Raw genomic sequence first — 12,902 nt, forward strand, 5'->3', positions numbered from 1 at the left:
GGTCACCGTGCCTCGTTCACCGAGACCGTTCGGCCTCGGAGGACACCGTGCGCGGGTCGTTCCCACTGCGTGCCGCCGGTACGTCGGCGGTCGTCGCCGAGCGCTTGAACATGCGGGTGGCCGTGATCTCGCCGTGCACGGTCTCGCCGTCCGGGTCCTGATCGGGCAGCCCGGGACGCAGATGCTCCTCGACGCTGATGTACTTCAGCCCGGCCCTCAGGTCGGCGTCATTGCGGAGCCGGATCACGAGCGGGAATTCGGCGAGCGCCGTGGTGTCGAACAGACCCGTGGTGTACAGCAGCTGAACTCCGAGCGCGTCGGACACCGCCCGCTGGAGTTCGAGCAGATAGGTCGCATTGGCGCGGCCGATGGGGTTGTCCAGGAACAGCGTCCCGGCATGGCGGTGCTCGTGCCGGTCACGGCCCCGGTCATTGCTGCGCAGCGCCGCCATCGTGCAGTACAGGGCGATCGCCGCGGTGAGCAGCTGACCGCCGGAGAAGACGTCGCCCATCTGACCGACGGGCACCCGCTCGGCGCGCAGCACCGCGTCCGGCTTGAGGATCTCCACGGCGATCCCCCGGGGCTCCAGGGCCGCCTGCACCCCGCGCAGCAGCAGGGACATGCCGTCCCTGCGCAGATCGGAGTTCTTCCGCAGGGCCGCCTTGGTGGCCTCGTCGATGACCTCGCCCAGCCGTTCGGTGAGGGTCGCCTGGTCGGGCTCCTCGAAGCGGATCCGGAGGAATTCCTGGCCCGACCACTCCCCCAGGCCCTCGGGCAGCCGGGAGAGCCGCTGGGCGGAGCGCAGCGTGGTGAGCGCCGACTCCACCAGACCGCGCAGCCGGTCGACGATGGAGTCGCGATTGCGTTCCAGCTGGGCCAGCTCGTCGGTGAGGACGCGCAGCCGGGGCGCGAAGGCGGCCGCCCACTTCTCCGCGTGCTCGGGCAGGGCGGCGGCGGGCAGTTCGCGGATCTGCTGGCGGGCCGGGGTGCGGACCTGTTCGTACCGGGTGGAGTTGGCGTGCCGGACGAGGACGTCGCTCGTCTCGCGGACGGCCGCCTCCGCGGTGGACAGATCGGCGGCGCAGCCGCGCAAGGAGCGGCGGGCCTCGGCGGCGGACCGGCGGGCCTCCTCCAGCGTGCCCGGGTACGGCTCGGGGGTCTCTCCGTCCTCCTCGGGGGCGTGGTCGCGCAGCAGATCGCGCAGCAGGGCCGCGGTCTCGTCGAAGCCGCCCGCGGAGTCCTCCGCGGTGCGGTGGGCGCGGAGCAGCTCGGCGTGCGCGGCGCGCGCGGTCTCCAGGGCCGCGGTGGCGGCGGCCAGCTCACCCGTGGCGGTCCGCAGCAGTGCCTGGGCCTGTTCGGCGTCGGCCGGGACGCGGTCCTCGGGCAGCTCGGTGTGCAGGCTCTCGCCGTCGGCCGGGGCGAGCCGCTCGGCCTCGCCGCGCAGCCGGCCCAGCTGCTCGCTGGCCGCGGACGCGCGGCTCTCCAGGAGCTGCACCAGTGACTCGGCGCGGGCGGCGGCGGCCTGCCGGGACGGGCCGTCGGCACCGTCCGTTCCCTCCAGGAGCTGGGCCGCCCGGGTGCGGACCTTGTTGGTCAGCCTGTCCAGCTCGGCCAGGGCGGCGCTCTCGTCGCTCTCCGCGCGGGCCTGCTCGGCGCGCAGGTCGGCGCCGACGCCGACCTTCTCGTACAGCTGGGACGCCGCGCGGTACGCCTCGCGCAGGGCGGGCAGCGCCTGGCGCGGGGTGTCCGTCCCCTGCTCGGGGAGGTGCTCGGGGGCGCCGGCGATCTCGGCCCGCTCGGCGCGCAGGGCGCGGGCGGTGCGGCGGGCGTCGTCGGCCGCGCGCTGGGCGGCCCTGCGGTCCTCGTCGGCCGCGCGGGCCCGCTCCAGGAAGGCGGTGGCCCGCGCCTCGGACTCCGCCGCCTCGTCGGCCAGTTCGCGCAGCTTCGCCTGCCAGCCGGCCCGTTCGCGCAGCCGGTGGGCGAGACCCGCCAGGGCGTCGGCCGCGCGGCGGGCGCGCTGGGCGGCCTCCTGGCGCTCCTCGCGGACCCGGGCGGTGTCCGCCGCCGCCTCGTCGGCCTCGGCCCGTGCGGTGCGGGCCTCGGCCAGTGCGGCCGTCGCCGTCCCGGCGGCGGTACGGGCGGCTCCGGCGGCCCCGGCCAGTTCGGCGAGCATGCCGGGCGGGCAGTCGGCGCGCCAGGAAGCGATCCGGGCGGCGAGCGCGCGGTCGGCGGCCAGGCGGGCGGCCAGTGTGCGGATGTCCTCGTCGCGGGCGGCGGCCCGGGTGCGGAGCGCCTGCCGTTCCTCGTCGGCCGCGTGCTCGTCGTGCATGGCCGGGTTCGGCGGGACGAGGAAGACTCCCTCGGCGTCCCGGAGGGTCCCGGTGCCGGTCTCCGGGACGGGGGCGAGCAGAGCGGCGGCGGTGCCCACGGCCACGGCGGAGCGCGGCAGCAGGGCCGCGGCGCCCAGCACCTCGCGGGCGCGGGCGTGGGCGTCCGGGTCGGTGATGACGACGCCGTCGACGAGTTCGGGCCGGGCCGCCAGGACGGCCGCGTGGTCGGCGGGGTCGACGGCCTGGGCGAGGTAGCGCCAGCCCGGCAGGGCCGGAATGCCGTGCTCGCCGAGGTACTCCACGGTGGCGAGGACGTCGGGGCCGGGGGGCAGCAGTCCTCCGTCGCCGAGGGCGCCGAGGATGCGGGCGTCGTCGGCGGCGGCGGTGCGCAGTTCGAACAGGCGGCGCTCGGCGGCGGCCACGCCCTGGTCGAGGAGGTCGCGCAGTTCGTCGGCGTTGCGGTCGAAGGCGTCGGCGGTGAGCGGCGCTCCGGCGTCCGCCGGGCCGGTCCCGGAGTCCGTCTCCTCCGCTCCGTCGGGGCCGTCCTGGGCGCCGCGCCGGGGCCGGGGCACTCCGCCCGCGGCGGGCAGGCCCAGGAGGTCGGCCAGGCGCTGGTCGGCGGCGATGGACTCGGCCGCCCGCAGTTCGGCCTCGTAGGCCTGCTCGGCCGCGCGGGCCGCGTCGGCGGCGCGGGCCTCGGCCAGCTCGGCCCGGCTCTCGGCGGCGGCCGCCTGCCGGGAGCGGTCGGCGGCGGCCGAAGCCGCCTCACGGGCGGTGTCCCAGGCGGCCACCGCGGCCTGTTCGGCGTCGTTGGCGGCGAGCGCGGCGCGGGCCGGGTCGGCGTCGGGGGCGGTGTCGTCGAGCCAGCCCGCGCGGACGGCCTCGGCGGTCTCCTGCTCCACCTCGGCCAGGCGCTGGCGCAGATGGCCGGCCTCGCTGCGGGCGCGCTGGGCCTCGGTGGCCGCGGTGGTGGCGTCCCGGTGGGCGGCCTCGCCCGCGCTCTGGAGGGCGTCGGAGCGCTCCTCCTCCTCGTTGGCCACCTGCTCGCCCGCCTCGGCGGCGGTGTGCAGCGCCCGGACGAGGTCGGCGGCGGCGGTGGCACGGGCGGCGAGGGCCGGGGCGGCGTCCCGTTCGGCCTCGCGGATGGCGGCGGCGACGCGGGCCGAGCGGTCGGCCGCGGCACGGTGGCGCAGGACGGCCTCGGCAGCCTGCCAGGCGGAGTGCAGGGTGCGGGCGTCGCCCAGTTCGCGGCGCTGGGCGGCGGCGCTCTTCTCGGCGGCGGTCAGCGCCAGGGAGGCGTGCCGGTAGGCGAGTTCGGCGGCGATCAGGGCGCTGCGGCCCCGGGTCTCCTCGGCGCCGGTGACGGTGTGGGCGGCGGCGGTGACCTGCTCGGCGAGTACGGCGGTGCGGCCGCGTTCCTCGCCGGCGCGGGCGGAGAGCCGGCGGGCCAGGGTGCGGGTGCGGCGTTCGGCGCCCGCGTGGATGTCCCGTGCGGTGGCCCGGGTCCGGGCGGCCTCGACGATGCGGCCGAGCAGGTCGACGGAGCCCGCGGTGAAGTCCCGTTCGGCGGTCAGCTCGGCGCGGCGGCCCAGCTTGTTGCCGAAGCCCCCGACGAGATCGGCCAGGCCGTCGGTGTCGCGGGTGTCGGTGACGGCGCGCAGCAGCAGATCGGTGAAGTCGGAGTCCTTCTTCACCGCGAAGAGCCCGGCGGCCTCGCCCTCGTCGGCGTTCATCTCGCGCTGGTAGCGGAAGAGTTCGGGGTCCAGGCCGAGATCGCCCAGGTGCTCGTTCCAGCGGTCGTGGATCTCCTCCCAGTGCACGTCGAGGTGCTGGTAGAACTTCCCGGCCTCGGTGAGCGCGTCGCGGAAGCCCTTCATGGTGCGGCGCCGGCCGCGGGCGCCGGAGGCTCCCTCGGCGGGACGGCCGACGGCGCCGGCCTCGGCCACGGGCAGCGAGTCCAGGCTGAGTCCCGGGCCGGGCCGGAAGGAGTACCAGGCCTCGGCGAACTTCCTGGGGTCGTTCGAGACCTGGCGTCCGCGCCATTCACTGACCTTGCCGACGACCACGCACTCGCCGGTCAGGGTGTGCTGCCACTCCAGCGCGACATGGCCGCAGTCGTCGGCCAGCAGGAACTTGCGCAGGACGCCGGAGCTGGCGCCGCCGAGGGTGTTGCGGTGGCCGGGCAGCATCACCGAGAAGATCAGCTTGAGCAGGACGGACTTGCCGCCGCCGTTCTCCAGGAAGAGCACGCCGGCGGGGGCGGGGCGGCGCGGCGGGCCGACCGGCTCGTCCTCGAAGAACTCCGCCTGGGCCGGTGCGGGGCGGGGCACGGGCTCTCCGACCCCGCGCAGGTCGAGCACGGTGTCGGCGTAGCGGGCGCCGGCCGGTCCGATGGAGTAGAGGCGGACCCGGGACAGCTCGTACATGGCGGCGGACTCTCGTCGTTCAGGCGGCGGAAGGAAGGCGTCGGTGGCGGGGCTGCGGGTCAGCCGTGGAACGGCAGGCCTGCGCCGGCCGCCAGTTCCATGCCGTCGGGGTCGGGCGGCGGGAGCAGGGTCGCCGAGCCGTCGGTGACGGGGACCACGCCGAGCTCCAGCAGTTCGGCCATGGCGGCGCTGCCGGCCATGTCGCGGACCTGGAGCTGGTAGCGGGCGGTGGTGCGGAAGGCGCCTCCGGCGTCGTCGCCGGTGCGCTGGAGGAAGCCGGAGTCGGTGAGGAAGGCGACGGCCTTGCCGACGATGCCGGTGGTGGAGCCGGCCAGCCGCCGGGCGTCCTTGGTGGCGCCGGTCGCGCTGCGCCGGGCGTAGATCCGCCAGCCGGCCTCCAGTCCGGGGGCGTCGCTGGCCGGGTCGCTGTTGTCGCCGTCCCGGTCCGCCCGCTCCTCCAGCCGGTGGCAGGCCTGACGGACGAAGGCGTCGACGCCGTTGACCGTGATCCGGCCGATGTAGGCGTCGTCGGCGAGGTCCTCGGGGCGCGGGAAGGCCATCGCCGCGACGGCCAGATGCGCGAGGCCGTGCAGGAAGCGGTCGGCGGAGTCCGAGGAGGCGCGGCGGGCGTAGTCGCCCATGCGCACGGCGAAGACGGAGTCCTCGCCCGCGGTCACGGCCATGCCGGCTCGGGTGGACACCTCCAGCACGACGAGTCCGAGCCCGGTGGCCACGGCGTCGGCGAGGCGGGCGAAGGCGGGCTCGTCCCGGTACCGGCGCAGCAGTTCGGCGTACTCGGCGTCGCGGGCGGGCAGCAGTTTGGGCTGGAGTCCGAAGGCGACGAGCCGGGCCGCGTCGGCCGCGTCGGCCGGGGTGACGGCGGCGGGCGGGGCGGGGCGCTCGGCGCCGTATCCGGACGGGGTCCGGTCGGCCGGGTGCGCGGACGGTTCGCTCCAGGCGTCGGTGTGCTCTGCGCGGTGGTCGCTCACGACGCGTGCTCCTTGCTGCGGGACGTCTTCGGTACGGGGTGGCCGGGCACGGCGGAGAGCGGGCCGTGGGCGGGCCGGGTGGTGGTCATGTGGCCTCGGACCGGTCCACGGCCATGCCGGCGGCGTCCAGCAGGGCCGTGCCGACGATGAGGTCGGCGCCGCCGAACTCGGCGTCCTCCAGCGGGGTGCCGTCGTCGACGGAGAACAGCAGACGGCGTTCGCCCTGCCGGTAGGCGGTGCCGACCGGGGGGCTCGCGGCGTGCACCGCGAGCAGGGCGACGAGGTAGGGCAGATCGGGGTCGCGGCGCCGGGCCTCCGCCAGCAGTCCTGACAGCCGACGCGGCGCGTCGTGCTCCAGGTCGAGCAGGTCCATGGCGGAGGCGAGCTGCTCCTCGCTGAAGCGGCTGTCGTCCGGGGTGGCGATGAGATCGGGCTCGGGCATCTCCGCGCCCAGGTGTTCGCGTTCGAGCGGCGGGGTGAGCAGCAGCTCGACCAGGTCGCCGAGGCGGACGGAGGCCGGGGTGCGCAGTCCGGTGCCGTGGGCGAAGAAGGCGTCGGTGGCACGGATGGACTGTTCGACGGGGAGGGGCAGCAGCGGGGCGAGGAGCTGTCCGTAGAGGTCGAGGCCGGTGCGGGCGGCGGGGGCGGCGAAGGCCTGGCGGTCCTGTTCGGCGCGGAAGAGCGGGCCGGCCTCCAGCAGGCGGGACTGGAGCTGGGTGTGGCGGCGGATGCAGTCCTTGACGATGTCGACCAGCTCGGCGGCGCGCCGCTTGTGCTCGGGCTCCTCGGCCTCGTCGCGGGCCTTGCGGATGTTGGTGAGGATCGCGTTCTCGTGGCGGTAGCGGTCGGCCACGTGGTCGAGGGCCTCGGCGATCATGTCGGGGACGGCGTTGAGCCAGTCGACCGCGCGCACGTTGCGGCGGGTGGCGTCGAGGGTCTTGCGGAGGGTTTCCGCGTACTGCACGGTCCGGTAGCGGGCCTGCTCGGCGGCGAGCTGGGCGTCGGCCAGGCGGCCCCGGCTGATCAGCACCTCCAGTTTCACCTCGGCGGCGATCTGGGCGCTGGTGACGTCCGTGTCGAGGGCTCCGACCAGGACGTTGACCGCTTCGTCGGTGGCCCTCAGATAGACGCTGCCGCCGTGGCCGGGGACCTCCTCGATCAGTTTGAAGTCGTAGTCGCGGCGGACGTAGACGCCGTCGGGGCCGAAGGTGCCGTAGACCGCGCGGAAGCCCCGGTCGACGCTGCCGACGTTGATCAGGTTCTCCAGGACCCAGCGGGCGACCCGCTCGTGCTCGGCGGCCGGGCGGGCCGGGGCCTGGGCGGCGACGCGGGGAAGCAGTCTGGCCACTATCTGGTCGTGGTCGGCCCCGGTGTCGAAGTCCATGTTGAGCGTGACGTGGTCGATCGCGGCGAGGGCGACCTCGGCCATCGCGTAGACCGTGTACTCCCCGGCGAGGTTCGCCTTGCGCACGTCCAGGTCGTGCAGCGGCGCCGTGCAGGCGAGCGCGCGCAGCCGCCGCGAGAGCCCCTCGTCGGCGGCCGGGCCCGGGGCGGGCCGCGGTCCCGCGCTGAGCTGGGGCGCAGCGGTGTCCGTGTAGGCAGGCGAAGTCACGCTGCACAGATTAGGTCCTCGGACTGACAACGGTCGAAACGGCGCAGATGCGGCCGGTTGCCCCGGAGTCGGTCAGGCGCCGTCGCCCGGTCCGGCGGCGGGGTCGTGCCGTCCGCCGGCGGGGTCGCCGGCGTCGTCGCGCGTCCCGCGGGTGCCGGTCTCCGCCGCGGACTCCGTGTCCCCGGGCGGCGTCCCGTATCCCCCTCCGCCGGGGGTGCGGACGACCAGGATGTCGTCGGCCGCCAGTTCGACGGTGTCGCAGCCGTCCAGCGGGGTGCGGGTGCCGTCGGCCCGCTCGACGTGCTGGCTGCCCAGGGCTCCCGGCTCCCCGCCCGCCATGCCGTACGGCGGGACGCGGCGGTGCTGGGAGAGCAGTGTGGCGGTGACCGGTTCGAGGAAGCGCATCCGGCGCTCCACCCCGCGGCCGCCCCGGTGCCGGCCCCGCCCTCCGCCGTCCTCGCGCACCGCGAAGGAGTCCAGCCGGACCGGGTAGCGCCACTCCAGGATCTCCGGGTCGGTGAGGCGCGAGTTGGTCATATGGGTCTGCACGGCGTCGGTGCCGTCGAAGTCCGGTCCGGCACCGGAGCCGCTGGCCACGGTCTCGTAGTACTGCACGCGGTCGTTGCCGAACGTGAGGTTGTTCATGGTCCCCGAGCCCTCGGCCTGGATGCCCAGGGCGGCGTAGAGTGCTCCGGTGACGGCCTGGGAGGTCTCCACGTTCCCGGCGACGGTGGCCGCCGGGGGCAACGGGGAGAGCATGGAGCCCTCGGGGATCCGGATGTCCAGCGGGGTGAGGCAGCCGCTGTTGAGCGGGATGTCGTCGTCCACCAGGGTCCGGAACACGTAGAGCACGGCGGCCGTGACGACGGACCTGGGGGCGTTGAAGTTGCCGGGCTGCTGCGGTGAGGTGCCGGTGAAGTCGACGACCGCGCTGCGGGCCTCGCGGTCGACGGTCAGGGTCACCTCGATGACGGCGCCGTTGTCGGTCTCGTAGCGGCAGTGGCCGTCGTGGAGCCCGGCGAGGATGCGGCGTACGGACTCCTCGGCGTTGTCCTGCACGTGTCCCATGTAGGCGCGGACCGCTTCGGAGCCGAACTGGTCGGTCATCCGGCGCAGTTCGGCGATGCCCTTCTCGTTGGCGGCGATCTGGGCGCGGAGGTCGGCGAGGTTGGTGCCGGGGTCGCGGGAGGGGTGCGGGGCGCTGGTGAGCAGGTGCCGGGTCTCCTCCTCGCGGAAGGTGCCGTCGCGGACCAGGAGCCAGTTGTCGAAGAGGACCCCCTCCTCGTCGACGGTGCGGCTGAAGGCCGGCATGGAGCCCGGGGTGATGCCGCCGATCTCGGCGTGGTGGCCGCGCGAGGCGACCAGGAACCGCAGCACGGGCGCGCCGTCCGTCTCGTCGAAGACGGGGGTGACGACGGTGACGTCGGGCAGGTGGGTGCCGCCGTGGTACGGGTCGTTGATGGCGTACACGTCGCCGGGGCGCAGGCCGTCGCCGTTGCGCCGCAGCACCTCCTTGATGGATTCGCCCATGGAGCCGAGGTGCACGGGGATGTGCGGGGCGTTGGCGATCAGACGGCCCTCGGCGTCGAACAGGGCGCAGGAGAAGTCGAGCCGCTCCTTGATGTTGACGGAGCGGGCGGTGTTCTCCAGGCGTACGCCCATCTGCTCGGCGATGGACATGAAGAGGTTGTTGAAGACCTCCAGCATCACCGGGTCGACCCGGGTGCCGACGGCCCGGCGTCCGGGGCGGGGTACGGCGCGGGTGAGGACGAGATGCCCGCTCGCGGCGGGGACGGCCTGCCAGCCGGGGTCCACGACGGTGGTGGCGTCGGGTTCGGCGACGACGGCGGGTCCCGTCACGGTGTCCGTGGGCCGCAGGTCCGCCCGGCGGTACAGCGCGGCGTCCTGCCAGCGGTCCTCGGCGTACATCCGCGCGGTCCCGGGCGGGCGGGGTTCGTCGCCGGGTGCGGGGCGGGGTGCGCGCGGGGCGGACCGCTCCCCCGCCGCGCCGGTCGCCTCGACGGAGAGTGCCTCGGCGACGAGCGCGCGGTCCATGGTGAAGCCGTAGCGTGCGCGGTGCTCGGCGGTGAACGCCGCGGTCATGGCGGTCGCGGTGTCCAGATCGACGGGCAGGCTCGCGTCGGTGCCCTCGTAGCGCAGCAGGACGCGGGCCCGGGTGGTGATGTCCCGGTCGGGTACGCCGTCGGCCCTGAGGTCGGCGCGGGTGCGGGCGGCCAGTTCCGCGTCCAGCGCGGCCAGCCGGTCCGGGGCCGCCTCGTCCAGCGGCGCCTCCACGGACTGCTCGCGCATGGCGGTGGCGTCGGCCAGGCCGATGCCGTACGCGGAGAGCACCCCGGCCAGCGGGGGGACGAGGACGGTGTCGATGCCGAGGGCGTCGGCAACGGCGCAGACGAGCTGGCCGCCGGCGCCGCCGAAGCCGGTGAGGGCGTAGCGGGTGATGTCGTGGCCGCGCTGCACGGAGATCCGTTTGACCGCGTTGGCGGTCTTGAGGACGGCGATCTCCAGGAAGCCCGCGGCGGTCGCCGCCGCCGACCGTCGGGTCCCGGTGGTGCGGGCGACCTCCTCGGCCAGGTCCTCGAAGCGCGCGCGCACGAGGCCGTCGTCCAGCGGCAGGTCGCCGTCCGGGCCGAAGACGGCGGGGAAGTGGGCGGGCCCGATCCGGCCGAGCATCACCTGGGCGTCGGTGACGGTCAGCGGTCCGCCCCTGCGGTAGCAGGCCGGGCCGGGGTCGGCGCCCGCCGAGTCGGGTCCGACCCGGAAGCGGCTGCCGTCGAAGTGGAGCACGGAGCCGCCGCCCGCGGCGACGGTGTGGATGCTCATCATGGGGGCGCGCATCCGGACGCCCGCGACCTCGGTGTCCAGTTCGCGTTCGAAGGCGCCGTCGTAGTGGGAGACGTCGGTGGAGGTGCCGCCCATGTCGAAGCCGATGACCCGGTCGTGGCCGGCCTGTCCGGAGGTCCGGGCCATGCCGACGACGCCTCCGGCCGGTCCCGAGAGCACCGCGTCCTTGCCGCGGAAGTGGGCGGCCTCGCGCAGACCTCCGTTGGACTGCATGAACATCAGACGGATGCCGTCGAGTTCGGCGGCGATCCCGTCGACGTAGCGGCGCAGGATCGGCGAGAGGTAGGCGTCGACGACGGTGGTGTCGCCGCGCGGGACCAGCTTGATCAGCGGGCTGACCTCGTGGGAGCAGCTGACCTGCGGGAATCCGGCCGCGCGGGCCTCGGCGGCGACGGCCTTCTCGTGGGCCGGGTGGCGGTAGCCGTGCATCAGGACGACGGCCGCCGCGGCCATGCCGTCGGCGCGGGCCGCCCGCAGCCGCTCGGCGACCGGGCCCGGGTCGAGCGGGCGGACGGTCTCCCCGCGCGCGCCGATCCGTTCGGGGACCTCGATCACCCGCTCGTACAGGGCCTCGGGGAGGAGGATGCGCCGGTCGAAGAGGCGGGGGCGGTTCTGGTAGGCGATGCGCAGGGCGTCGCGGAAGCCCTCGGTGATGACGAGCACGGTGGGTTCGCCGCGCCGCTCCAGCAGGGCGTTGGTGGCGACGGTGGTGCCCATCCTGACGGCGGCGACCCGGTCGGCGGGGACGGGTTCATCGGGTCCGATGCCGAGCATCAGTCGGATTCCGGCCACGGCGGCGTCGCGGTAGCGGTCGGGGTCGTGGGAGAGGAGCTTGCGGGTGACCAGACGGCCGTCGGGGTCCTTGCCCACCACGTCGGTGAACGTGCCGCCGCGGTCGATCCAGAACTCCCAGCGTCCGGTCATTCCTCCATAGTGGCGCCCGTCGGCTCGATCCGGGCGCAGGAGCGGCGGGGCGGCGGCCCGGGTGTCGCGGGCCCCGGGGTGGTGCGGAGGGGGCGGCGCGCCCCCGACGCGCTGCTCCTCGTGCGGTTGCCCGGCCGGTGCCGGGGCCGGTCAGACGGCCGGGGCGTCCGGTCCGATCCTGCTGCGCACCGCCGACTGGACCTCGGCCTCCTCGGCGGGGTCGGCGGCCAGCCGGCGCAACCTTTCGGCCACCCTGATGTCGCCGGTCTCCGCGTGCCGGGCGGCGACCTCGCGGGTCGTCTCCTCGCAGTCCCAGAGGCATTCGACGGCGAAGCCGGTGGCGAAGGAGGGGTCGGTGGCGGCGAGGGCGCACGCGGCCCGGCCGCGCAGCTGGGAGGAGGAGGTCTCCCGGTAGACGTGGCGCAGGACGGGTGCGGCGCAGACGATGCCGAGCCGTCCGGCGCCGTCGACGAGTGCCCACAGCCGGGGCGCGTCGGGGCCCTCTCCGCGTACCGCGTCGCGCAGGGCGCCGAGGACGAGCGGGGCGTCCGCGGCGGTGCCCCGGCCGGCCAGGACCCCGGCGGCCGAGGCGCCGAGGGCGTCGGGGCGGCGGGCCCAGCGGCGGGCCCGTTCCACCGCGGCCTCCCCGCACATCCGCTCGAAGGCGGCGACGGCCGCTTCGGCGACGGTGTGGGAGGCCCCGGAGACCGCCGTCTCGATCAGATCGAGCACGGCGGGGTCCCGGACCTCGGCGGCGAGGTAGTGGAGCGCGGCGCAGCGGGCGCCGTCGGATCCGCTGCGGGCGGCCTCGACGATCGCGGGCCGGTCCTCGGGGCCCGCGACGGCGGAGAGGCAGCGGGCGGCGGGGACGTGGAGCACGGCTCCCCGGTCGAGTCCTTCCTGCGCCCAGTCGAGGACGGAGCGGACGCTCCACCCCGGGCGGGGGCCGCCGGGGCGCATCTGGCGCTGCCAGCGGTCGAAGGAGCCCTGTTCGGACGCGGCCCGGACCCGGGCGCCCACGAAGGGGCGCGGGTCGTCGGCCCACAGCCGCCAGGGACGCGGCTCGTAGGCGTCGCGGACGGTGGCGGCCAGTTCGGCACGGCCCTCGTCGGTGTCGGGGAACCGGCCGAGGACGGGTGCGGCGAGCGAGCGCAGTCCGGCGTCGTCGTCACGGAGCGCGAGCTCGTCCAGGGCCCAGGCCCAGTTGGAGCCGGTCGCGGCGTAGCGCCGCAGCAGGGCGAGGGCGTCCTCGCGGCCGTACGAGGCGAGGTGGCCCAGGACGGAGAGCGCGAGACCGGTCCGTGAGTCCTCGGTGTCGAGGTGGTCGTCGGCGTCGAAGAGGTGCCGGTCGATCTCCTCGATCCCGCCGTCGAGGTCGAGATAGAGGCGTGCGTAGTACAGGGAGCGGTTCTCGACCTGCCAGTCGTGGCGCGGGTCGCTCAGGACACAGTGGTTGAGGGCCGCCAGGGCCTCGGGGCGGGGTGCGGCGAGTGCGTGCAGGGTGCCGTCGCCGCGGCCCCTCTGCAGCAGGCCGAGCAGGGTGCCGCTCGGCGCTATGAACGGATCGAACATGGGAAAGGCCTCACATCAAGCTGTCGACGCAACCGGGACTGTGCAGTTCCACGTGCCGGGCGGGCACTAGGCAGCGCAGCAACATGATCGGCCGACCGCCGTCTTCCGCTTGGTGTAGAGCATCTTCCTCTGCCTCTCGTCGAGTGACCCTGATCGGGCCCGCGACGTCATGATGACCCAGCCATTT

The 12,902-nt window shown here is 75.4% G+C and carries 5 protein-coding genes; all 5 read right to left on the minus strand.

All coding sequences use genetic code 11. The features are described from left to right. Positions 1-16: 16 nt before the first annotated feature. Positions 17-4,756: a hypothetical protein gene (locus tag ACFVDM_RS36455; protein WP_383650978.1), complete on the minus strand. Its 4,740-nt coding sequence runs from the start codon at positions 4,754-4,756 to the stop codon at positions 17-19. 59 nt (positions 4,757-4,815) lie between these two features. Then, positions 4,816-5,745, minus strand: a complete 930-nt coding sequence (locus tag ACFVDM_RS36460; RefSeq protein WP_383650979.1) for a hypothetical protein — start codon at positions 5,743-5,745, stop codon at positions 4,816-4,818. Between the two features lie 85 nt (positions 5,746-5,830). After that, positions 5,831-7,357 carry a hypothetical protein gene (locus ACFVDM_RS36465; RefSeq protein WP_383650980.1) on the minus strand — a complete coding sequence of 509 codons (1,527 nt, stop codon included), beginning with the start codon at positions 7,355-7,357 and terminating at the stop codon, positions 5,831-5,833. A gap of 72 nt (positions 7,358-7,429) precedes the next feature. Next, positions 7,430-11,143, minus strand: coding sequence for a hydantoinase B/oxoprolinase family protein (locus tag ACFVDM_RS36470; RefSeq protein ID WP_383650981.1), 3,714 nt, complete (start codon positions 11,141-11,143; stop codon positions 7,430-7,432). Positions 11,144-11,293: 150 nt separating this feature from the next. Further along, positions 11,294-12,715: a HEAT repeat domain-containing protein gene (locus ACFVDM_RS36475; RefSeq protein ID WP_383650982.1), complete on the minus strand. Its 1,422-nt coding sequence runs from the start codon at positions 12,713-12,715 to the stop codon at positions 11,294-11,296. Positions 12,716-12,902 lie beyond the last annotated feature (187 nt).

The sequence above is a fragment of the Streptomyces sp. NPDC057682 genome, from assembly GCF_042799575.1.
In the GTDB taxonomy this organism is placed as follows: Bacteria; Actinomycetota; Actinomycetes; order Streptomycetales; family Streptomycetaceae; genus Streptomyces.

Coding starts and splice junctions, on each gene's coding strand:
- ACFVDM_RS36455 (WP_383650978.1), bottom strand. CDS start 4,756: ATGTACGAGCTGTCCCGGGTCCGCCTCTACTCCATCGGACCGGCCGGC.
- ACFVDM_RS36470 (WP_383650981.1), bottom strand. CDS start 11,143: ATGACCGGACGCTGGGAGTTCTGGATCGACCGCGGCGGCACGTTCACC.
- ACFVDM_RS36475 (WP_383650982.1), bottom strand. CDS start 12,715: ATGTTCGATCCGTTCATAGCGCCGAGCGGCACCCTGCTCGGCCTGCTG.